Source organism: Algoriphagus confluentis, from assembly GCF_036245625.1.
Taxonomy (GTDB): domain Bacteria; phylum Bacteroidota; class Bacteroidia; order Cytophagales; family Cyclobacteriaceae; genus Algoriphagus; species Algoriphagus confluentis.
Genome location: NZ_BTPD01000005.1, coordinates 122,125 through 144,420 on the forward strand (window position 1 = coordinate 122,125; position 22,296 = coordinate 144,420).

Consider the following 22,296-nt stretch of genomic DNA (forward strand, 5'->3'; position numbering starts at 1 on the left):
AGGTTCAGTGCCAATGTAGGACTACATTGCCGGTTTTTTTACCTGAGGCTACGTAGCTAAAGGCTTCTTTAATCTGGATGGGAGTAAATTTCCTTGAATCCATCAAAGGTTTGAATTTTCCCCATTCCACCAGTTTTGTGACAGTCTTCATGCTGGCAGGGATATCCGAAGGGATTGGAAAAATCACTCTTTTACCCTTGGCAAACCTACCTTTTAGCGCAAATGCCAAGTTTTCCCAGTTGGGACCGAGCTCGGAGGAAATATACACCCCTTTTTCCTTGAGTACCGGTTTGCAGATGGAAAAGCGACTTTTGCCTACCGAATCGAATACAAAGTCATATGCTCCCAAATCTCTGGTAAATGCTTCCCGTTCCAAGGCAATCACCCGGTCTGGACCAAGGGCTTTTACTATTTCCAGATCTGCTTCAAAGCAGACCGCTGTCACCTGAACTTGCATTGCTTTTAAAATCTGAATAGCAGCAGAACCGATTGCTCCTGTGCCTCCGATTACCAATACTTGCATATCTGGAGTAAGGTTCACCTTGTTGATAAAATTGACTGCATAGTGTGTCCCTTCTGCGCAGGCGACCATGAAGTCAAAGTCCACTCCCTCCGGTATCTTCAGCATGGCTTTGGATATGGGAAATGTCACATATTCTGCATGGGTACCGGCACCGTTGTCGTCAAACCCCCAAACCCGATCTCCGACATGGAAGTCTGTTACTTCCGCTCCTAGCTCTTCGATCACACCGGCAAAATCTGTACCTGTAACCGGGATTTTTGGAGAGAAAAGACCAGTAAATGCCCGTATGGCGTAGGGTTTCCCTGTGGAAACACCAATATCCGTCCGATTGACTGTGGTTGCCATGACTCGAACCAAAACTTCATCCGGCTTTGGGGCAGGTTTGGATATATCAGCTACCTGGAAGGTTTCCGGTGGACCATAGTTTAGTCGTAGGCAAGCTTTCATGGCATTTTTGGTTTAGGTTAGTAGGGAAGGAGCTTTGGATTGGATCTCTGATAAGAGCCTTGATTTTTGGAGGCTCAGGGTTTGGATTACTTTTTCCAAAATCTTCTTTTCAGGCGCGGGGAGTGTCCCTGCCCAGGGAGATGGGCTCATTCTTTGGGCCAATACTTCCAAATCATGCCAGTCCCCCAATAACTTCATCAATTCTTCTTCCTGAGGGTCGGCTTGTTGAAGAGCAGGAAATCCCTGCATTTCCAGGGCATTTTTACTCAATTTGAGCTGGATGCGGAGTTCATGCGCATTTTCTGGCCCAATGCTTTCCTGGATCAAAGCTTTGATCCTCTTCCGGCTAGTTTGAATGGTGGGCAGCCAGTTGATTTTCTTGAGCTTTTCGATTTCTTTGGCAATTTTTCCCAAGCTTTGCTCTGCCTTTTTCCGGGCTTTCCATGTCCTAATCTCAAAAAAAGAATCCCTTTCCTGTTGGATTTCCGTGTTCATTCTCCTGCAAAACTCGGGAAGTTGATTGGCCTGAATTTGCGAAAGAATCAATTCTTTTTCTATTTGAAGCTCACGGACCCGACCTGCTTGAGCATAGAGTTTCTTAATGGGAGCGTAAGTTTTTTTTCTTGAAAACTCGACCGATTCTTCCTCCAAAACTGCCAAAACTGCTTTCAATTTCTTGATTTCAACCCGAAACCGATGAAATGCCGACTGGCTGAATTTTCTGCGGGAATACCTGAGCATGAAGCTCAGGCGGGTCTGGCGAATGAGGAAAAAATCACGGATAGATTCCTTCGTGTCGGTTGGGGAAAGCATGTCAAAAGTTAGCTTTTTTCTCCGGAATGGCCATTTTTGGATTGAATTCACCAAAGGAAGATTTATCTCAACTCAATTTGGGGAAAAATCAGTCGGGTTCCGTCGAGCTTGACGATTTCCAGCTCTTTGGGTGTTCTGGAAAAGGACCATTCGATAAATGAACATTCCGATGGGAAATCCGAGGCCTTTTTTCCGTCAATGCTCAGAATTTCTTCTCCGATCTCAAGTTGACCGTCATTGGGAGTAAGGCCAAGCGGTTTGCCCCGGACGATTAGTTTTCCATCTGAATAGAAGACCCCGAGATGAGTGGACTTTTCAAACTCAGGCTCAGCCCTGAGCCTTAATGCATAGGTAGAATCGGTGCTATTGATGATGGTTTTGGTGGTCAGGGCCCGGAAAAAGCCCAAGCCTATCTTTGAACCTGAGGTTTTTTCAAAATCTATAGGAATTCCCGACAGGTATTTTTCTCCCAACTTCAGGCTATCTACCCGGATAGTCCGGGAAGAATAGGTGTCTGAACCCAAAGCACCCATAGAGGTGGTGATTTGGGGGTTACTGAGCCCCAAGCTGTCTTTTTGAGCCAGAAAATTCTGAACTGCCTCTTCCTGATCGTCAAAGTCCATCACCTTGATGTAGCCAAAGTCCACCAAAATCCGCTCATACTTTTTGCCCAGAAGCTCCATCTCGGCAAAGGGTCGATTTCCGGCATAAGTCACTTTAAAGGTTAAATCCTCTTCTTCCACCGGAAATGGCCGGGCAGAAACCCGGATTTGCATGGCATCAAAATCGATTTCCCAATTGAGTTGATTGATTACGTTCGAGCCTAGAAGGTAGTAATCCAGGCAATAGAGCAAAGTCATGTCATTGACCAGACTTCTCACTTTTTCGATCCGATAATTTCCTATTTGTATTTCATCGGTCAGGCCTGTAGGTACTTTTTTGACCTGCCTGTTGGAGTCTCTCATCTTGATTTTTTTTCCTTTGATTTTGAGCCTTCCGGTGGGTTTGCTGAGGCTGTTTGCCAGACCCATTCCTGCTCCGGTATCAAAAGCAAATTGTGTCTCTATTCCGTTCATCTTGCCGGTAAAGACCAAGAGCTTATTTTCCAAGTGAAAGGGAAAAGTGGAAACAGAATCCATTGGGTCTCCATACCCCGGAAAGGAAAAGAGTATTGCTAAGAGAAATACATAGAAAGAAACCATTTTTGTGTTCATCATCAAGGAAAAATGAATTATGCCGGAAAGAAATAAAGGCATTGAATATTCTCAAATCATGCAGGGAGCAGTGCAGATTATCGATGCTGATCGATGAGAATCGGATTGCCATCCGGGTCAAAAATCAACAAACTTGCCGGTCCGACAGAAGATTCATTGGCTTCTTGGGCCAGGGGGATTCCTGCTGCTTTGATTCTTTTTTGGATTTCCCTGACATCAGCAAAGGAATCCAGGTTTTGGGCATTTTGATCCCATCCCGGATTAAATGTGAGCATATTTTTCTCAAACATGCCATGGAAAAGACCTACCAAAGCATCGCCGTTTTTCATGATTAGGTAATTCATCGACTCGGAGCCTCCAAAGACCTGAAAACCGAGTTTTTCATAAAAAGCTTTAGAAGCTTCGAGGTTTTTGACAGAAAGGCTGACTGAAAATGCACCAAGAGACATAGAAGTAGGAGTTAGGTGGTTTGAATTGGGATAAAACTTGGCTCAAAATAGGTAATCAATTGGAATTAAGGAGATTAAAAGCTATTTTTTGCTAGCGTTTTCAATCCTGATTTTTAGGAACTCCAAGTCAAAAGTGATCGCATGTCAATCAGCCATTTGAAATGCCTCTCTTTCAGTTTGGGAAAATGATTCTTTTAACCAACCCATATTCCAGCCATGAAATTGAGCAAGATTCAACCGTCAAGAAGTGATGGTTTTCCAACTTGTCAGATTTCATTTGGCCTTTAAAAACCAAAACTAATCGTATGAAAAAAGTCAGAATTTTATCCATCGATGGAGGGGGAATCCGAGGGATTCTTCCCGGGACCATCCTTACTCACCTGGAGAAAAGAATCCAGGATTTGACCAAAAATCCAGATGCCAAAATCGGAGAGTATTTTGATTTTATGGCAGGGACCAGCACAGGGGGTATTTTGGGGCTGATTATGCTTTGCCCCGACGAGAATGGAGGCTATCGTTTTTCTGCCAAGGATGCCCTTGATCTTTATCTGGATCAGGGGGATGAGATTTTTGATGTGTCCATCGGAGAGAAGATCAAGAGGATGGGAGGGCTAAGAGATGAAAGGTATTCCCAAAAGGAGCTGGAAAGAGCCTTGTTGAACTACTTTGGGGAGATTCGGTTGAGTCAGTCCAAAAAACCCTGTTTGGTGACCAGCTACGATATGCGCAACAGAAAGGCCCATTTTTTCACCAGTTCGGATGCGCAGAGTGAAATCCATGATTTTTATTTTAGGGATGTGGCCCGGGCCACTTCTGCGGCTCCGACCTATTTTGAACCTGCCCATGTCTATTCGATTTTCGGCACGCCTCATACCCTGATCGACGGTGGGGTTTTTGCCAATAATCCAGCCTTATGTGCCTACTCGGAATGTAGAAAGTTGGACTTCAAGACTCTTCTTGACGACCAGGAAAAACCTACCAAGCCCAGTGCAAAAGATATGATGATCGTATCCATGGGGACAGGCTCGGTCAAGACTCCCTATCACTTCAAAGAGTTTAAAGATGCGGGACTGATCAAATGGGTCCAGCCACTTATTGATATCATGATGAGCGGTAACTCCGAGACGGTGGATTACCAGCTGGCCAAAATATACAGTACCCTCTCCGGTAAGAACTGTGAGGATTACTACCGGATAGAGCCAAAGATCATCAATGCCAGTTCGGATATGGATAAAGCCGATCTGAGAAACTTAAAGGCTCTTCACGAAGACGGAAAACTGTCCGTTATGGCCTTTGAAAGCCAACTCGATGAAATTGCCCAAAAGCTGATCAAAAATGCTTAATCCTTCACTATGGCCCTCCATGAAGTAGGGAGGGCCATTTTTCAATATCCTTCAACTCCGGCTTGAGCGATGATTCCATCCTGAGCAGAGGTCACTCCGGATACTCCTATGGAGCCCACGATTACCCCGTCCTTGAATAGAGGAAGTCCACCCTCTACGCCTACTGCATTGGGCAAGGTGGCAATTCTACTTCCCCCTTCCCCCTTCATGGCATCCTCAAATGCCTTGGTAGGCCGCTTGAAAAAAACTGCCGACTTGGCCTTGGCCAAAGCCACTTCTACGGAGCCGATTTGAACCCCGTCCATTTTTTTGAGCAAAATCGGATGGCCTCCGTCATCCAAAATGGCGATCACGACATTCCAACCCTCCGCTTGGGCTTTGGCTGCGGCGGATTCATAGATTCGGTCGGCATCCACGAGGCTGAGGTAAGGTTTGTTTTGTCCCATCACTCCCAAGGAAAGGAGTGAAAAAGCGATAATTAGCATGGATTTCATGGCGAAGTGGTTTGGTTTAACTTAAAAATACTTAATTTTTAGCAGCATTCTTCAGTGATTACCCTGTCTTCTTTTCAATATAAACCAAAACAATATGGCGAATAGACGCGATTCTTTAAAAACCTTGGCCTTGATCGGTGGAGTAGGTCTGATCAAACCCTCATCACTTTGGGCAGGAAGCTTTGCCCCAAAAAGAAAAAAATTGGGCATTGCCTTGGTAGGTTTGGGCTACTACAGTACAGACCTATTGGCTCCGGCCCTGCAAATGACTCAGCACTGCCATTTGGCAGGAATAGTCACAGGAACTCCTTCCAAAGCCGAGCTTTGGAAAACCAAATACAACATCCCCGAAAAGAATATTTACAACTACGAAAACTTCGACTCCATCAAGGACAATCCGGATATCGATGTGGTCTACGTGGTCCTGCCACCCTCGATGCACCGAGCCTATGTGGAGCGGGCAGCTGCAGCTAAAAAACAAGTCTGGTGCGAAAAACCCATGGCTGTAACTGCGGAGGATTGCCAAGCCATGATTGATGCCTGCAAGTCCAACGGGGTCAGTCTTTCCATAGGCTATCGATGTCAGCATGAGCCCAATACGAAGACGTACGTCCAGCTCATTCGAAGTGGAAAGCTGGGCAAAATCCAGTCTGTGGCCTGCGCCGCAGGCTATCGGGAAAACCGGACAGATCACTGGAAACAAAAGCGGGAATTGGGCGGCGGAGTCATCTACGATATGGGAGTGTATGCCATTCAGGGAGCTCGATTGGGTACTCAACTGGAACCATTGGCAGTCAAATCTGCCAAAGTATGGACCGAAAGACCGGAGATCTACAAAGATGGGCTGGGCGAGATTGTGGAAGCTGAATTGGAATTTCCGAATGGAATATCCGGATGGATCAAGACTTCCTTCGCTGAAAATGTCAACTACCTTCATGTAACCGCTGAAAATGGAAAGCTGGAGATGGCGCCTTTTTCCTCCTATTCGGGAAATAAGGGAAAAAGTCCATTTGGTGAAATCAACTTCCCCTATGAAGTCCCTTGGCAGCAAGCCAATCAAATGGATCAGGACGCATTGGCCATTTTGAATAAGCAGCCTATGTCTGTCCCGGGGGAAGAAGGGCTAAGAGATATCCGGATTGTGGAGGCGATTTTAGAAAGTGCCCGAACAGGAAAACAGGTGAAAATTGGATAGAGAATTGCTTGGAACGCTCTGGCTTGGGAACAGAGCGTATCCTTTTCCCAAATCATCTTTTTGACTGACTTTCCTCATGTTTCTTTCGCGGTTTTGAAGCTAGTATTGGGCAAGCGAAAATCAGAACCCCATGACGACGACCCGTATTTCCAAATCCACCATTCTCCAGGCCTGCCTTATCAAGCAGAAGCTGACTATCCATGATTTTGAAAAGGAGATACATTCTCTGAGAGGTGAAATTACCGATCATTCAGAAACAGTCAGTCAGGGGCAGCGCACTGGTGCCGAACGGAATGAGATGTTGGTAAGGTTGGAAAAAGAGTTGACTTTCCTGAAAAATGAACTCTGGGTACTTGAAAATATAGATCCTGAGTTGGAACATGGGCAAGTTCAGCTCGGGGCAGTGGTCATCACCGATCAGCGGACTTTTTTTATCTCCACTTCGGTGGAATTGGTAGAAGTCAATAGTCACTGCCTATTCGGAATCTCCACCAAGGCTCCGATTTTTTCCTCCATGCGAGGCAAAAAAGCCGGAGAAGCTTTTGAACATGCCGGTGTCCGCTACCTGATTTTGGATGTGTATTGATTTAGTAGTCCATGGGAAGCCCGATTTGATTCCAAGCCTTTATGCCACCCTGAAGGTGGTAGACCTTGGTAAATCCCTGCTGACTGAGAATTCGGGCTGCTTCCAGACTTCGTGCGCCAACAGCGCAGTAAAGGTAGATTTCCTGATCCTTGGGATATTCCAAAGCCTTGGACAGGAAGTCCGATTGGTAAAAATCAAGTTCTACGGCATTGGCAATCTTCCCTTGGGCGATCTCTCCGGGAGTTCTCACATCCAAAATGATCCCATTTGAGCTTTTTTCCTGAAAGTCCTTGGGGTTGAGATTGATCACTTCTGCTTTGGTGCTGGAAACGGCTGTCTCTTGCCTTGATTTTTCGCTAGAGCAAGAAGAAAACAGAATCAAAGAGGCCAAAATGAGGGCGGACAGATATTTCATAAGATAAGATTTGACACAAAGCTAGGATGAACGCCCGATCATTTTTGGCGATTTAGGGCACAAAGGCCGGTTTAACTTCTGACTTGTCCCTGACCTTGGATCAGCCATTTGTAGCTGGTCAATTCGCGCAGTGCCATAGGACCCCTGGCGTGAAGTTTTTGGGTAGAAATACCAATTTCCGCCCCCAAACCAAACTGATTCCCGTCTGTAAATGCTGTAGATGCATTGACATAGACTGCCGCTGCATCCACTTCCTTAAGAAATCTGCCGATATGTTTCTCATTTTCGGAAAGGATGGCCTCAGAGTGCTTGGAAGAATATCGGGCGATATGGTCCAAAGCCTCTTCCAGCCCGGCTACCGTTTTGATGGCCAATTTGAGGCTGAGAAACTCCGTTCCGAAATGTTCCTTCTCTGCCGCTTGGATTTGAGGATGAGAGGGCAGGGAAGCCATGGCCTGAGAATCTGCAAATACCTGCACCCCATGATTGAGCATAGGTAGGATTAGGCTTTCCAGGTTTGAAAGTTGGTTTTGGTGGACAATCAGGCAGTCCAGCGAATTGCAGACACTGGGCCGTCGGGTTTTTGCATTGAAGAGGATAGCCTTGGCTTTTTCCAAATCAGCCTTTTCGTCCAGATAGGTATGTACGATTCCCGCTCCGGTCTCGATGACAGGCACTTTGGCATTTTGCCTCACAAAATCAATCAATCTTTGGGATCCTCTTGGGATAATCACATCTACCATTCCCACTGCTTCCAGCAGGGTTTGTGTGGCTTTTCGATCAGGGGGCAAAAGCTGAAAAGCTTCTTTGGGAAACCCGTGCTTTCCCATCACCTCATGGATCAAGCTCATGATGGCCCGATTGGAAAAGTCTGCATCCGATCCCCCTTTCAAAACCAATCCGTTTCCCGATTTCAAAGCAAGAGAAAACACATCAAAAGTCACATTGGGCCTCGCCTCGTAGATAATCCCGATCACTCCCAATGGCACGGAAATCTTGGTCAATTCCAGACCGTTTTCCAGACTTTTCTTTTCCAAAACAATTCCCAAAGGACTTTCCAAATCGGCTACTTGTCTGATTTCATTCGCAATTCCCTTGATTCTGGTATCGGTAAGAAGAAGACGATCATACATGGGGTTTTCCGAATCCATGCGATCGAGATCTTTTTGGTTTTCCGAGAGCAAAAAAGGAGTCTTTTCCTCGGCCAATTCAGCCAAGTCGGATAGAATCGATCGAATCTGTGCCTCTTCCAAATGAATCAGTTTTCGGCTGTTTTTTTGGACGGATTCAAAAATGGAACGGTATTCACTCATGGTCAAAGAGGTAAAGGTAATCGTAGTGGATCAGGGCTTTTTGGTTTTTTTGGCCTATTCTTTCGAGTGCCAATTTGGAAGAGTATTCTGCTCTGCCAAGGCCTAATTTCCTCCCGTTTTCATCACGGACCAAAAGAATATCTCCTTTGGAAAACTCTCCTTCAATTCTCATAATCCCAACGGGTAGCAGGCTGCGGATGACTGAAGAACTGAGCGAGGATTTTGCTCCCTCATTGATGAAGACTTCGCCTTTGTAGTATTGGGCACCGTGGGCCAGCCATTTTTTTGCTGCCTGTTTTACCTTTTTGGGTTCAAACCATGTGCATCGGAGACTTTTCTTGGCAAATTCCTCCAGGACTCCTTCCTTTTTCCCGTTGGCGATAATTACTTGAATGCCCAAATCTGCAGACTTTTTGGCCATAGCATATTTGGTCAGCATCCCACCCCGGCCAAAGGAAGACTTGGTGGCAGAAATGTATTGGGTCATCTCCGGCATAGAAGAGGAGACGCGCTCGATGAGCTCTGAATCGGGCTCAGAAGGAGGCCCGGTAAAGATACCATCCACATTGGTGAGCAGTAGTAGCGTATCGGCATTGAGCATGGCGGCGGTCAGGCTGGCTAGTTCGTCATTGTCGGTAAACATCAGCTCGGTGATGGTCACCGTGTCATTCTCGTTTACAATGGGCAAAATGCCCTGCTGAAGCAAAGCCTCGAGGCAGTTCTTCATGTTGAGAAAATGCTTTCGATCCCGAAAATCCTCTTTGGTGACGAGAATCTGTGCGACTGGTTGTCCGAGTTTTCCAAAGAGATCTTGGTATTGGTTGATCAGCTTGATTTGTCCTGTGGCAGCCCAAATCTGCTTTTTAAAGACGGGGTTGAGTTTTTCAGGCAAAGCGATGGACTCTCGACCAAAGGCCACTGCCCCCGAACTCACGAGTACAATTTTCTTTCCTTTGGCAATCAATCCTTGGATTTGGGCCACCAAATGAGCCATTCGGTCTAGGTCAGGAATACCGGTGGATTGAGTCAAGACATTGGACCCGATTTTGATCACCGCTACTTTGGAATCCAGCATTTGTTAGAAAATTTGCATGAAAGTAAGGGATTTGGTGCGGAGTTGCTAAAAAAAATGGTTTTTGAGTCGAGGAATGGAAATTAGCTTGAAATAGGGTGGAAATAAGTTGGAAATTCAATCGAAATAAAGCGCTTCGCGCTGAAATAGGGGGTTGGAGTTCCTAAATAGGTCGTAAATCCGAAATCGCCAATCGTCAATCACAAAAACGCCTTACTCATCGTCCCCATCAGCATCAGGATTTTGGATCTATCCAACCACTTCATTCAAACTTTTTCTTTGGATTTTTTCTAACGTCAAAAAATGACAAGATGATAATTTTACTTCCCCTGATTCGGTAAAGAATTCTTGTTTGGGGCGAAAGTTGGAATCCTCGGATATCATCTGTTTCCACTTGGCCAATCAGAGGTTGGACCTTAAGAATTTTAAAAAATCCATCCGCTTTGTGAATAAACTCCTTTGCAGAATTATCGCCCCAATTCTTTTTAATATACTCCATGATGGAATCAAAATTTTTTTCAGCCCTTGGAGTGACAAAGACTTCCATCAGTACTTTTTCTTTAAATTCTCCCAGGCGATCAAATTTTCGTCATCCTCAGATTCTTCGTAGGAAAGATAGATTTCCTTTTTTTGCTCCTTTGTTAAGGATTTCCAGAATTCGCCTTCCTTTGAATCCTCTCGTTGCTTAAGGAAATCATAGACTGTTTGCAAAAGTTGTTCATTGTCAATTCGTTCTATGATCTTTTGAAGGTCTGATTTAAGTTGTAGCGCACCCATAATCTTTAATCTTTGTTAAAATCAAATTTAACTATTCGCGTGATAGGATTAAAGAGAATCCTTACCATCTTCGATTTCAAATCTCAAACCTAAAATTTCAAATCAAAGAAAAGCCATACTCATCGTCCCCATCAGCATTAGAAGTTTAGCCCAGGCGGAGAGTTGGGTGAAGTGATTTTTTCGGTCAGAGCGATAGACTTTCCACATAAACGCGCAAAAGACAATCCCCAAAATCCCAAAAAAGACAAAGATATGGGCATTGTTGATTTTGAAAGTCACGGTCAAAATCGCGCCAACAAAGGAAATGGCGATGGCAAAGATGACCTGTTTGGTTTTGCGAAAGCCAATGACAATAGGCAAGGTCCTGCACCCATGCTTACGGTCTCCGGGACGGTCCTCGATATCCTTGATGATTTCCCGGATCAGGTTTAAGAAAAAGGCAAACATGGAATAGGTAAATACCAAAAGCTCATTTTTCTGGTAGTAAAACGCCACCAAATAGATCGCCAGTCCGGTCAGAAAGGCCACGGTCAGATTCCCGATGAAGGGTTCGCGCTTCAGCCGATTGCTGTACAACCAAAGCAGAAAAGCTGCAAAAAAGTTGATCAGAGCCATTCTCGGGGCAATCAGATAGCCCAAGCCAATGGCGGTAAAGTTGAACACCGTGTGCAGGACTATGACCACCCGCCGTTTGATGACTTTGCCCACGACCACTTCATGGGGGCGGTTGACATAGTCGATTTTGACATCATAGTAGTCATTGATCATATAGCCTGCCGCGGTAATGATGACCGTGGACAAAATCAATAAATACAAGCGGTAATCCTGAAGCACGGGCAGTCCTTGCGCATTGGTTTCTACCAGGAAATAGGCCGTCATCCCTTGGGCAAAAGCAACCAAGAGCAGATTGATGGGTCTGCTGATTCTGAAAAGTCCCCGCACTGAGAGTGTCCGTTCCATGGAATTGCTTATCTCACGTAAAAATAGACGAAAAACCAAGCCGAGGGGGATTTTTTGCCTTTTCTGGAAAAGGAAAATCGATTCCGTAAAATTTTATTCCTTCCTTTTTTCAATTTCCTAACTTGAATCCACAATAAAACTCAAAGACCATGAAAAGTAAACTGCTTCAGTCCAGAAGAGATTTCATTGCCAAGACAGGAGGAGCCTTAGCAGGCTCGATGTTTATACATCCGGTGGCTCAGGCTCTTTCTATTTTTGACCGGCCCGGAGAAAAAATGAAATTGGCCCTTGTGGGTACCGGTGTTCGGGGACTTGCCATGTGGGGAAGAGAAGTGGTCCGTGCCTACCAGAATCAAATCGAATTTGTCGGTTTGGCAGATAAGAATGAAGGCCGGCTGGCCTATGGCAAATCCTACATGGGCGTGAGCTGTCCTACTTTCCTGGATACTGATAAGATGCTGAGCGAAACAAAGCCTGACGTTCTGATTGTGACCACCATGGACAGCACGCATCATGAATTTATTGTCAAAGGGCTAATGGCGGGTATGAATGTGATCTCTGAAAAGCCCATGACTACCGACGAGCAAAAGATGCAGGCCATCCTCGATGCCGAGCGCAAGTCGGGTAAAAAGCTGATTGTGACCTTCAACTACCGCTACTCCCCTCATCGCCAAAAGCTCTATGAACTCCTCCGTGCCGGAGAGATCGGGGATATCACTTCGGTGGATTTCCACTGGTACTTGGATACTTCTCACGGTGCGGACTATTTCCGCAGATGGCATGGACACCGGGAGTTTGGGGGTACCCTGCTCGTGCACAAGTCCACGCATCACTTTGACCTGCTCAACTGGTGGCTGGATTCCGATCCGGAGGAGGTGTTTGCCTATGGTTCCTTGGAGTTTTATGGGAAAAACGGTCCCTTCCGATCCACGACCTGTCGGGGCTGTCCTCATGCCAACAAATGCGATTTCTACTGGGATATCACCAAAAGCGATCATCTCACCAAGCTCTATGTGGACAACGAAAAGTACGACGGCTACCATCGAGATGGCTGTGTATTCCGCGAAAGCATCGATATCTACGACAAGATGGCTGTGCAGATCAAATACAAAAACAAGGTGCAGGTCAGCTACTCGCTTACAACCTATTCTCCCTATGAGGGCTATCGAATTGCTTTCAATGGGACCAAAGGCCGACTGGAAGCCTGGATTAAAGAAAGCCAACCTTGGGATGAGAAAAACGAAGACGAAATCGTCTTGGTGAAAAACTTCGGGGAGCGCTACCTCATCACTGTACCTCAGGGAGGAGGAGGTCATGGGGGAGGAGATACCCGACTGAAGGATAAACTATTCTTGGACACCAATGCTCCTGATCCATGGAGACAATCCGCAGGTAGCCGGGATGGGGCCATGTCCTGCCTCGTAGGCATCGCCGCCCGGAAGTCCATCGAAGAAGGCAAGCCGATTAAGGTTCAGGACCTGACGGATATTCCTTTGGCGGTTAGCGGAAGAGGAGCTTAGCGATACTTCGACAAGCTCAGTTCAAGTTTCGGATATTTGATTTCGGATTTCGGATTGATCCCGCGGGGCTAAGGCTTCGCGGGATTTTTTTTGAGGTTCACGGAAGAGAGGTCTAATATGGAAATCGAGAGGAATTACAAATTCCCAAGGATAGTAGGGAGGAATTATAAATCGCGACCAGTCAAACGCTTACTTTACAGTCAGACGGGATTTTTTAATAAGTCAAACCAATTTAAAAAAGCTATTTCCCCAACCTCTCCAGCTCCCCCTCATTCTCAATTACCTGCTCCTCGTAGACCAGGGTCCAGCCCAGAGATTGGGTGAGGATGTAGAGTCGGGTGAGCTCTTCGAGAAGGCGCTGTTGGGAGTTTTTCATCAGGTCGGATTTTTCGACTTGGGCGCGGATTTGGGCGGTGACGGATTGCTTGATTTTGTTGTAGTCCTGCGCACTGAAGGGGTTGAAATACCCTTGGGTCACGTCGTAGTATTCGATATCGGGATAAATATTGAGCACCGGGTCGGGGAGGTTTTTGATCCGGAGGGTTTTGGTTTTGGGATCGACTTCGGTGCTGATTTTTCTAAGGTCATACTCTACGGTCGCCTTGGCATTGACGAGAATCAGGGCCTTTTTGTCTGAGCTGAGCAGGTTATAGAATAGCCCTTGGGAATTGCGGTAGCTGAAGATTTTGGCGTAGTTGCCCTCGGTCACGATGAGTTTGCCCACCTGCTCCACCTGCTGCTGAATGAGGGCTGAGTTGGCTTCCAGCTCTTCCCTTTCCTCACTCCGCTGGAAAAGGAAAAAGACTCCTGCCATTACCAGGACCACAAGGAGGATTTTGAAAAGAGAGCTCTTCATGCGGGTTATTTTTTTGGGAATTTGGAAAAATTGGCTTTGCTATCCAATTCAAAATTGGGCTTGGCTTTTTTTAGGACTTTTTAGAAGAAAAATCCCAACAGCTTTTTCAGCAAATCCACTAGGGGAATTTCCAAACCGAATACAAATAAAAGAGGAAACAAAACCAAAACCAGGGTAGCCATCATGGATTTGAGGTTGAAAGGATAAGGGCTCATTTTTTTGACTGCCTCATAGACCGCTTGAATGTCAGCGGCCGAGGAAGCGTCCGGACTTCCCAAAATTTCCTCTTGCTCACTCTTTCCCGAGCTGATCCATTTCTTTTCAAATGCCCGGTGATGTTTTGAAATGAGGGCATGGTAATCGTAGATTCCCTGTAACCTTGCCTTATTGAGTACGGAAATAAAGGGAATCAGAGGAAGAAGATTGATCAGCACACAGAGAATGGCAAAAAGTGCAATCAGGGGGTAGTGTTCCTGTAAATTAAGATCCTGAAAAATGACCCGCTCCGCCATAATGCCTGAAAAAACCAAGCTTAAGGCTAGGGTATAGATGCTAAATGGCATGGGAGGCTCTCCCAAAAAGCCCAAGCCACCGGATTGGTCAGGATGGGTGGGAATCACCGCCAAATCGGCCCGGGAGATCATTTTCATCATCCGACTCCAAATGATCCATCTCCATATCCATCGCAGAATCATAAACTGAAATATAGGGTAGCTCACATAGGCCGCCCACATCCCCGCCAAGGAGTGCTGATAGGGGTCTGCGGGATTGGGAAATGCCCAAGTAGTCAACTCGATCGTATTGCCATGGATTTGGAAGAAAATATTGAGCACAATGATGAGAATGATCACCAAATCCCCCCAAACGGATTCTCCTAACCGGTCTGCTTTGAGTCTGGCCATATCAAATTTGGCCTTCCCGGATTCGGTGAGCAGGTTGGATCGCTCAAATTGGTTGAGGGTCAGCTTGACCCGCTTATCAACGATCATCTCAGAAACGATAAGCAGAGGGATGACCAGAAGAAACCGGATGGCAGAGGCGAATTCTTTGAAGAAAGGGATATCGATATCACTCCCCCAATGCAAGCCTTCGAAGAGGCTAAGTAGGGCCAAAGGAATATAGCTCAGCAGGACGAAAAACAGAATCTGCCGTAAAATGGAGGGCTTTTCGGGCAAAATCACCCCGATGGTTTTCAAAAGCCTATAAAGAAAACCTCCCCGGGTGATTGAAAATTCAGAATCAGAAATGGAAGCAGACATGAGGACGGAAAAATCGATTGAAGTACTAAAAGTTACCTGAATATGGATAAAACAGCTTCTTGCTGCCCGAAAAAAAAGTCAATATTTCTTCATTTTTCACTTTTTTCTCATGAATTGCCAGAAAAATCCTCAGGAATAGCCGGGACGCCAGGAAAAATGGAGGCCTTGCACTTAAGCTCCAGCCAACGAAACCTTACTTTATTTTGTGAAAGAAACTGAGCTTTGCCGTTCTCTGTTGACTTCCATACGTAGCACATCCGGCCGGGAATAGTGTCCTACCGGATCGAAGTTTTGTCGCTCTTCCAAGACCCTATTGAAGTCCAAAGTTTCAAACAAAAGACCTTCCCGATCGGCTACCGGTTCCAAAATCCATTTTCCGTCAGGTCCTGCGATACAACTGCCCCCATTGGCCAACACCTCAGGACAGTTTTTCAGGATAGTTTCTACATGTGGAATATCCGAAGAGAAATTGCTTTTTCGCATCAGACTGGACACAGAAATCACAAATGACCGGCTTTCCTGAGCGATCATTCGGGTGATATTTTCAGTATTTCTTACCGCACCGGGCCATACCGCAATGTGGAGGTTTTCACCTAGGCCATACAACGCAGTCCTGGCCAGAGGCATCCAGTTTTCCCAGCAATTGAGGCCACCCAGGGTAAATGCCTTGAGCGGGTGTACCTGTAGACCATGTCCGTCTCCGGGTGACCAACTTAGGCGCTCGTCGTAGGTGGGCTGGAGTTTTCGATGGACGGAGCAGATTTCTCCTTGGGGATTGATATAGACTAGAGAGCAGTACAGGCTATGTCCACCCCGGTCCATCGGTCGCTCAATGATTCCGAGGTAGACAGCAATCTCATGTTCTTTGGCCAAAATCTGAATTTCTTTCAAATCCCCTCTTTCGATTTGCACGGCATTTCGGACATAGTGGGCATGAATTTCCTTTTGGATGGGATCATCCCAGGCTGAGGCGTGGGTGATACTGAGCCACCAAGGGTAGCCGGGGACCAAGCCCTCTCCGAATACTATTAGTTCGGCTTTTTGGGCGGCGGCTTCCTGAATGGACTGAAGCACTTTTTCCAGGGTAGCATTTTGATCTAGAAGGACAGGGGAGATTTGGGCTAAGGCGACGGTTAGTTTATGGGCTGACATACTATTGATAAATAAAGGGGATTTCTCCGGGGAAGAAATTTAGACTGATCAAAGCAATCAACTTGCTTAATTTAATTCTGCTTCGGTCTTCCAGACAATTAGGTAATTGATTCTTGGCTGTTGATGTGTTTAGGGTTTTCAGACTTTTCAAAGTATCATTCCTCTCCCGATTTCAAATCATAGTTCACCATCCAGCTGATGCCAAACCGATCTTCGAAACTGGCGAAATAGGCTCCCCAGAAGGTTTTTTGGTACTCCATTTCCACTTTTCCTCCCTGGGAAAGTTGATGAAAGTACCTTTCCCCTTCTTCCTTGCTGGGAGCATCGATGGAGATGTAATTGTGATTGCCTTTGACCCAGTGGTGTCCCATGCTGGGGCTGGTGTCGCTGGCCATGATTTTGACCTGATTGTTGATCCGAAGGGAGGAATGCATGACCCGTTGCTTCTCTGATTCGGGGATTTCCATTCTGGGAATTTCTCCGAAATAGCCTATGGGCCCTTCAAATTCTCCACCGAGAACGGATTGGTAAAATCGCATGGCTTCCTCAGCCGTGCCGTCAAAATTGAGGTAAGGGTAAAGTTTCATCGTAGGCGGGGTTTTGGGAAATAAAGGATAAAAGGTACCATTTTTAGACTTTGAAATGGGAAAAAATCAGCTTACCCATATCAAATCGGGAAAATCCGGTCCACTCGTATCGAAAGAATCCCCAAAATCAATCCCAAGCCGGCTAAAGTAAAGGCCAAGGTCAGCTGGAAATAGGAAACGGAAACCGATCCTATGCAGAGTCCCAAACCTGCCAGCCAAACCAAATGGCCTTGCCAGGTTCTTCCCGGAGCTTTTCGTACTGGGTTTATCATCGGTTCTTCCTGCAAAATGGGTTTAAAGAAATCCCTGTATTGCCACAGGAGTACTCCATTGAGAAGCAAAAGAAAAGCGAGCACAAAGGGAGTCCCTCTCCAGTTTTGGGAAATGGTCACCATGAGAATGTTCAAAATCATGGGAATGAGCATGATACCCCCGAGCAGCTTGTATCGCGTGGTGAGCAGCATAAATCCGATGATGATTTGACATAATGCGATAAACTGTGCATAAAGCCCCAAATCAAACTCAGCCAATCGCTCCACCAACCAAGGTGGTCCGATCCATTGGATAAAGTTGTGCCCTTCGTATAATTTGACCATGCCGGCACCCCAAAAGGTAAACCCAAGAAATGCGGAAAGACCCTGGACAAAGAAAGTTTTCATCGTGAACATGTGGCTGGGGAGGAAAAGTAGGAACCCTAATCCAATGATGCAATAATCCGAAAAAAGTTACAGCTAAGCTACCGGGGAAACTGGGAGGAAGCCTTGGCAATACGCAGGCTATTTCTATTTTCGTACCAACAAACTTTTGAATTTATGACAGCAAGTGAACTGGGGGTGGGAAGCCGAATCGGTCACCCCAAATTTGGATCCGGGGTCATTGTCTCTGTGGATGCCAGCTACTATAAAATCTACTTTTCCTCCATCGAGGAAGTGAAAACCCTCGCCCGGGATTATGAGGGCTTTACCGTGGAGGAAGCCAAAGTGCCTGACTTTCCCATGCTCACGATGAAGGATGTAGAAAAAGCCATTCGGGAAGCGCTCTTGGCTACTTCAGAACGTGCCCCATTGGTTCCCCTTGGGGGCAAATGGATGGGGGGGACCTTGATCATTGAGCCTTATGACAGGAGCTTGCAAAGTAAAGAAATTCCGATTGAGACTTTCTTCCACAAAATTGTGATGGTGAGAGAAAAGCTCCGTGTATTGGAGCAAAACATCAACAATCATCCCAAACTCGATGACGAAGACCGGGTGGGGCTGCAGCAGTACATTACCCGCTGCTACGGATCCCTGACCACATTTAATGTTCTTTTTGCCTACAAGGAAGACCAATTCAAAGGGAGTGGAGGTAAAGATTGAGGAAGTGAAAAAAGCTGTTCTCCGGCAATAGGTGCTAAAGACTGTTGATGGAAAACCTTCTCTTATTTGAGGAAGGTTTTTTTATATTCCAACATGAAAAATCCGCTCTATTTCCTACTGCCGTTTGTCTTTTTGTTTTCCTGCCAAATCTCAAAAGCGCAGGGGTTAAAAGATCATTTTGAAAATGATTTTTACATCGGAGCTGCACTCAATATGCGGCAGGTCAATGGGTCAGAAAAGGGGGCAGACTCTTTGCTTCTGCTACACTTCAGTTCGATCACCTCAGAAAATGGGCTCAAGTGGGGGCCTGTTCACCCAAAAGAGGGGGAGTACCGCTTTGATTTTGGGGATGCCTTTGTGGAAATGGGTGAAAAAATAGATGCTTTTATTGTAGGCCATACTTTGGTGTGGCATCAGCAGACTCCGGATTGGGTTTTTAAAGACAGTGAGGGGAAGTTTTTGGACAGGGAAAATCTTCTGAATCGCATGGAGAACCATATTTCTACCTTGGTAGGAAGGTATAAAGGACGGATTGATGCCTGGGATGTGGTCAATGAGGCTTTTGAAGAGGATGGTAGCTGGAGAAAGAGCCATTGGTACAATTTGATTGGGGAAGACTTCATCGAACGCGCATTTCGCAAAGCTCATGAAGTAGACCCTGAAGTCCAGCTCATCTACAACGATTACAATGTCTGGAAACCGGAAAAGAGAAAAGCCATTTTGGATATGGCCAAGACATTGAAAGCCAAAGGTGTTCGAATTGACGGGATCGGCATGCAGGGTCATTATCGGCTGAATTTTCCCAGTTTGGATCTAATCGAGCAGGCCATTTTGGACATTCACGAGGCGGGTTTTGAGGTCCATATCACCGAGTTGGATGTGGATGTGCTTCCGAGGCCCTCGGATGTGGAGGGGGCAGATTTGTCTTTGAATTTTGCAGAATCAGAAGAATGGAATCCTTACAAAGAGGGGATTTCTCCTGTAGTGGAGCAGGAATTGGTCGATCGATACACCTCTTTGTTCGCTTTGTTTAAAAAGTACGGAGATAAAATTTCGAGGGTTACTTTTTGGGGATTGCATGATGGCAGCAGCTGGCTCAACAACTGGCCTGTGCGAGGCAGGACTAATTATCCCTTGCTATTTGACCGGGAGAAGGGCTTGAAAGGGCGATTCTGGTAAAAAACACCTTCTTTGTCAGCTTTTGTGACTTAAGTCACAAAAAACCAATTAATATTTTAAATGGTTTTCATTTTTTAAAATTAAATTTTAAGATTATATATTTTATAAATTAAAATTTTGTAAAATCATTCACTAATCCAAAATATCCGAATTAAATTTTAAAATAGTCAGCTGGGTAGATGCAATCTATCATGGATAAAGCTGACTTTCGTCAGATTTATTCTTGGAGCCTGTGCTGAGTTTAGCATCATCAAATTAACCCAAACGATGATGAAAATCTCCAAAATCAAAAGCGCATACCTCCTGGCGATACTTATTTTTCTAGGATGTCAAGTGGGTATTTCACAGACCAAATATGTGATCGCCTCTGCCCCGATGCTGAAAATTGAAGGGGGGTCTACTTTGCACGATTGGCATATGGAAACCAATCAGGCTAAAGGTGAAGGTGTCTTTTTGCTGGAAGCTGGCAAGTTAAAGACCGTTCAATCACTCAATATTTCATTTCAGGCAGAAAGCCTCAAGAGTGGAACCTCAGGATTGGATAAAAATGCCTACAAAGCATTGAAGACGGGTTCCTACAAGGAGATCAAATTTACCCTAAGAGAGCTGACAGGCTCTGGCAGCAGCTTTACCGCCAAAGGAGATTTACGCATAGCAGGAGCTACCAAGTCTGTCAGTTTTCCTGTGAAAATGACTCCTGCAGGCAACCAATTGATCTTTGAAGGAGAGCTGAGTACCAAGCTGACCTATTTTTATATAGAACCTCCCACAGCGCTATTAGGAACAGTAAAAACAGACGACGAAATCAAAATCTCCTTTAAAACGGGATTTCAACCTAGTATTTAATTATTCAACCCTTTTAATTCAAAAACAATGAAGAAGTATCTATTCACTGCCTTAGTTGCAGCAGGAATCTCTGCTACAGGTCTGTCCCAGGGATTACAAAGAGATGTCCAATATTGGAGACCTTATGACCAAAGAGGAGTAAATGTCTTCGAAACTGGCAAGCAGGACACGGTGCCTTTTGAAGGGGTCAAAGTTAGAATCGGAGGACATTTTACCCAACAACTTCAGAATCTGAGTCATGAAAATACAGCTCAATCTGTCCTAAACGCCAACGGAGTCAATATCAATGAGCTGATAGAAATCGGCGCAGGAAGTAACCTGGCCACTGCCAACCTGAATATTGACGTGGAGCTGATGGACGGGGTTCGCTTGAATCTGATCACCTATCTATCCTCCCGTCACCATCCCGAAACTTGGGTAAAAGGGGGATTTCTCCAGTTTGACAAACTGCCTTTCCTGGGAAATCCGGAGTGGTTTTCCAAGTACTTGACCCTCAGAGTCGGACACATGGAAATCAACTATGGGGATGCGCACTTCCGCAGAACTGACAACGGTAACGCCATGTTTAACCCATTTGTAGGCAACTACATCATGGATGCCTTCACCACAGAAGTAGGCGGTGATTTGACCTTCCAAAGCAACGGTTTCCTGATCATGGGAGGCTTGACCGGTGGGGAGATTCAGGGGGGAGTCACCCGTCCGGATAGCAGAAAAGTGTCCCTTATGGGTAAAGTGGGCTATGACAAGCAGCTCTCTGATGACTTCAGACTCCGATTGACCGGATCTATCTACACGACCTCGGGTTCTGCGAGAAATACCCTCTACGGGGGAGATCGAAGTGGGTCCAGGTATTATCTCGTCCTGGAAAACACCCTTGCCACTACCAGTGCCAACTTTACCTCCGGTCGATTCAATCCCGGACAGACTGACAACATCACGGCGATGGTTTTCAACCCCTTCCTGAAATATAAAGGATTGGAGTTCTTCGGAAACTTCGAGCAATCCAAAGGTAAGGCTGCCAATGAAACTGACGACAGAACCTGGAATCAGGTGGGGGCAGATTTGGTGTATCGATTTGGATCCAATGAAAAATTCTACTTTGCCGGAAGATACAATCAGGTGAAAGGAGCCTTGGCAGGAAGCGGATTGGAGGTGACCATCGACCGGACTCAGATTGGCGGGGGTTGGTTTATCTCAAAAAACATACTTGCCAAAATCGAATATGTTAATCAAAATTATGACGGATTTGCAGCCACTGATATCAGAAATGGCGGTAAATTCAATGGAATCATGATTGAAGGAGTGGTCGGATTTTAACTGATCAACAAAATGAACAGTCTGGTTTTCCTTATTCTCATAATTCTCTCTTCTCCTCTTCAGGGGGAGAGAGATTTAGTGATTGTGCGTCAAAAAGTGCTGGTAAGCGGAACCACCTCTCTAGGGAAGTTTAACTGCGATTACACCAAAGTAGGCAGTTTTGATACGCTGAAAGTGAATAGTACCAAGGCTGGTCATTCCTTGAGTTTTCAAATCCCGATCCGCGATTTTTCCTGCGGTAATTTTATTCTAAACAGTGATTTTAGATCTACCCTTAAAGCAGATGTGTATCCATTTGCAGAGGTAAAAGTCAATAATCTCAGACAAAAATCAGGAAAAATCTACTGTCATCTCTTTCTTGATTTAGCAGGTAAAAGTCTTGAATTCCCGGATTTTATTCTGGAGAAACATAAAGATGGATTAGCTGGTAATTTATGTCTTGATTTTGTAGCATTGGGTCTTTCCCCTCCCAAAAAGCTGGGAGGTCTGATCAAAGTTGAAGACCAATTGGACCTGCAGCTATTATTAGGAATGTAAGATCAATCAAAGGCTTTTCCTGTCAAGAGAAGCCTTTTCTATTTTAATCAAAATATATTTTCCCGAGGCAAAACTGAAATTCGGCTA

At 45.6% G+C, this 22,296-nt stretch carries 24 protein-coding genes; 9 read left to right on the forward strand and 15 right to left on the reverse strand.

Going from position 1 to position 22,296, the window contains the following annotated elements; all coding sequences use genetic code 11:
- Window positions 1-4: 4 nt before the first annotated feature.
- From AAA943_RS08820 to AAA943_RS08835, 4 genes are all read right to left on the reverse strand, one after another.
- Window positions 5-970 (reverse strand): NAD(P)-dependent alcohol dehydrogenase, encoded by a 966-nt coding sequence (locus AAA943_RS08820; RefSeq protein ID WP_338223860.1) that lies wholly within the window; start codon window positions 968-970, stop codon window positions 5-7.
- A 12-nt stretch (window positions 971-982) separates the two neighbouring features.
- The gene (locus tag AAA943_RS08825; RefSeq protein WP_338223861.1) at window positions 983-1,834 is read right to left on the reverse strand and encodes a CHAD domain-containing protein; all 852 of its coding nucleotides are present in this window, start codon (window positions 1,832-1,834) and stop codon (window positions 983-985) included.
- Between the two features lie 11 nt (window positions 1,835-1,845).
- Window positions 1,846-3,000 (reverse strand): aspartyl protease family protein, encoded by a 1,155-nt coding sequence (locus AAA943_RS08830; protein WP_338223862.1) that lies wholly within the window; start codon window positions 2,998-3,000, stop codon window positions 1,846-1,848.
- A 74-nt stretch (window positions 3,001-3,074) separates the two neighbouring features.
- Window positions 3,075-3,446: a VOC family protein gene (locus AAA943_RS08835; protein ID WP_338223863.1), complete on the reverse strand. Its 372-nt coding sequence runs from the start codon at window positions 3,444-3,446 to the stop codon at window positions 3,075-3,077.
- Window positions 3,447-3,751: 305 nt separating this feature from the next.
- Between AAA943_RS08835 and AAA943_RS08840 the strand changes: the two genes are divergently transcribed.
- On the forward strand, window positions 3,752-4,789 hold the full coding sequence (locus AAA943_RS08840) for a patatin-like phospholipase family protein (RefSeq protein WP_338223864.1): 1,038 nt from the start codon (window positions 3,752-3,754) through the stop codon (window positions 4,787-4,789).
- Window positions 4,790-4,830: 41 nt separating this feature from the next.
- Here the strand turns inward: AAA943_RS08840 and AAA943_RS08845 are convergent, their stop codons facing one another.
- Window positions 4,831-5,283 carry a GlcG/HbpS family heme-binding protein gene (locus AAA943_RS08845; RefSeq protein WP_338223865.1) on the reverse strand — a complete coding sequence of 151 codons (453 nt, stop codon included), beginning with the start codon at window positions 5,281-5,283 and terminating at the stop codon, window positions 4,831-4,833.
- Between the two features lie 94 nt (window positions 5,284-5,377).
- Here AAA943_RS08845 and AAA943_RS08850 point away from each other — a divergent pair, with 94 nt between their 5' ends.
- Both AAA943_RS08850 and AAA943_RS08855 read left to right on the forward strand, forming a co-directional pair.
- Complete coding sequence (locus AAA943_RS08850; protein WP_338223866.1) at window positions 5,378-6,478, forward strand: Gfo/Idh/MocA family protein; 1,101 nt, start codon at window positions 5,378-5,380, stop codon at window positions 6,476-6,478.
- A gap of 130 nt (window positions 6,479-6,608) precedes the next feature.
- Window positions 6,609-7,064 carry a hypothetical protein gene (locus tag AAA943_RS08855; RefSeq protein ID WP_338223867.1) on the forward strand — a complete coding sequence of 152 codons (456 nt, stop codon included), beginning with the start codon at window positions 6,609-6,611 and terminating at the stop codon, window positions 7,062-7,064.
- Between the two features lies 1 nt (window position 7,065).
- Here the strand turns inward: AAA943_RS08855 and AAA943_RS08860 are convergent, their stop codons facing one another.
- The 5 genes from AAA943_RS08860 to AAA943_RS08875 all read right to left on the reverse strand — a co-directional run bounded on the left by AAA943_RS08860 (window position 7,066) and on the right by AAA943_RS08875 (window position 11,601).
- The gene (locus AAA943_RS08860) at window positions 7,066-7,479 is read right to left on the reverse strand and encodes a rhodanese-like domain-containing protein (protein ID WP_338223868.1); all 414 of its coding nucleotides are present in this window, start codon (window positions 7,477-7,479) and stop codon (window positions 7,066-7,068) included.
- Between the two features lie 71 nt (window positions 7,480-7,550).
- The gene (locus AAA943_RS08865) at window positions 7,551-8,792 is read right to left on the reverse strand and encodes a glutamate-5-semialdehyde dehydrogenase (RefSeq protein WP_338223869.1); all 1,242 of its coding nucleotides are present in this window, start codon (window positions 8,790-8,792) and stop codon (window positions 7,551-7,553) included.
- Window positions 8,785-9,867, reverse strand: a complete 1,083-nt coding sequence (proB, locus tag AAA943_RS08870) for a glutamate 5-kinase (RefSeq protein ID WP_338223870.1) — start codon at window positions 9,865-9,867, stop codon at window positions 8,785-8,787. The genes AAA943_RS08865 and proB overlap by 8 nt, the downstream gene beginning before the upstream one ends.
- A 259-nt stretch (window positions 9,868-10,126) precedes the next feature.
- On the reverse strand, window positions 10,127-10,411 hold the full coding sequence (locus tag AAA943_RS21885; RefSeq protein WP_420915599.1) for a type II toxin-antitoxin system RelE/ParE family toxin: 285 nt from the start codon (window positions 10,409-10,411) through the stop codon (window positions 10,127-10,129).
- 332 nt (window positions 10,412-10,743) lie between these two features.
- Window positions 10,744-11,601, reverse strand: a complete 858-nt coding sequence (locus tag AAA943_RS08875; protein ID WP_338223871.1) for a geranylgeranylglycerol-phosphate geranylgeranyltransferase — start codon at window positions 11,599-11,601, stop codon at window positions 10,744-10,746.
- A gap of 149 nt (window positions 11,602-11,750) precedes the next feature.
- Between AAA943_RS08875 and AAA943_RS08880 the strand changes: the two genes are divergently transcribed.
- Window positions 11,751-13,121 (forward strand): Gfo/Idh/MocA family protein, encoded by a 1,371-nt coding sequence (locus AAA943_RS08880; protein ID WP_338223872.1) that lies wholly within the window; start codon window positions 11,751-11,753, stop codon window positions 13,119-13,121.
- A 241-nt stretch (window positions 13,122-13,362) separates the two neighbouring features.
- Here the strand turns inward: AAA943_RS08880 and AAA943_RS08885 are convergent, their stop codons facing one another.
- The 5 genes from AAA943_RS08885 to AAA943_RS08905 all read right to left on the reverse strand — a co-directional run bounded on the left by AAA943_RS08885 (window position 13,363) and on the right by AAA943_RS08905 (window position 17,634).
- The gene (locus tag AAA943_RS08885) at window positions 13,363-13,977 is read right to left on the reverse strand and encodes a DUF4230 domain-containing protein (protein WP_338223873.1); all 615 of its coding nucleotides are present in this window, start codon (window positions 13,975-13,977) and stop codon (window positions 13,363-13,365) included.
- Between the two features lie 80 nt (window positions 13,978-14,057).
- Window positions 14,058-15,236 (reverse strand): hypothetical protein, encoded by a 1,179-nt coding sequence (locus tag AAA943_RS08890; RefSeq protein WP_338223874.1) that lies wholly within the window; start codon window positions 15,234-15,236, stop codon window positions 14,058-14,060.
- Between the two features lie 198 nt (window positions 15,237-15,434).
- Entirely contained in the window at window positions 15,435-16,388 is a 954-nt protein-coding gene (locus AAA943_RS08895; protein WP_338223875.1) for a carbon-nitrogen hydrolase family protein, read from the reverse strand.
- A gap of 155 nt (window positions 16,389-16,543) precedes the next feature.
- Window positions 16,544-16,975 carry a VOC family protein gene (locus AAA943_RS08900; RefSeq protein WP_338223876.1) on the reverse strand — a complete coding sequence of 144 codons (432 nt, stop codon included), beginning with the start codon at window positions 16,973-16,975 and terminating at the stop codon, window positions 16,544-16,546.
- An 80-nt stretch (window positions 16,976-17,055) separates the two neighbouring features.
- Window positions 17,056-17,634 (reverse strand): hypothetical protein, encoded by a 579-nt coding sequence (locus tag AAA943_RS08905; RefSeq protein WP_338223877.1) that lies wholly within the window; start codon window positions 17,632-17,634, stop codon window positions 17,056-17,058.
- A gap of 153 nt (window positions 17,635-17,787) precedes the next feature.
- Between AAA943_RS08905 and AAA943_RS08910 the strand changes: the two genes are divergently transcribed.
- The 5 genes from AAA943_RS08910 (at window position 17,788) to AAA943_RS08930 (ending at window position 22,209) form a co-directional block, all read left to right on the forward strand.
- Window positions 17,788-18,330, forward strand: coding sequence for a hypothetical protein (locus AAA943_RS08910; RefSeq protein ID WP_338223878.1), 543 nt, complete (start codon window positions 17,788-17,790; stop codon window positions 18,328-18,330).
- Window positions 18,331-18,423: 93 nt separating this feature from the next.
- A complete protein-coding gene (locus tag AAA943_RS08915) occupies window positions 18,424-19,509 on the forward strand; it encodes an endo-1,4-beta-xylanase (RefSeq protein ID WP_338223879.1) in 1,086 nt (361 codons plus the stop codon).
- Window positions 19,510-19,776: 267 nt separating this feature from the next.
- Window positions 19,777-20,355 carry a YceI family protein gene (locus AAA943_RS08920; protein WP_338223880.1) on the forward strand — a complete coding sequence of 193 codons (579 nt, stop codon included), beginning with the start codon at window positions 19,777-19,779 and terminating at the stop codon, window positions 20,353-20,355.
- 27 nt (window positions 20,356-20,382) lie between these two features.
- Entirely contained in the window at window positions 20,383-21,672 is a 1,290-nt protein-coding gene (locus tag AAA943_RS08925; protein ID WP_338223881.1) for a hypothetical protein, read from the forward strand.
- A gap of 12 nt (window positions 21,673-21,684) precedes the next feature.
- Window positions 21,685-22,209, forward strand: coding sequence for a hypothetical protein (locus AAA943_RS08930; protein WP_338223882.1), 525 nt, complete (start codon window positions 21,685-21,687; stop codon window positions 22,207-22,209).
- The last annotated feature ends 87 nt before the right edge of the window (window positions 22,210-22,296 follow it).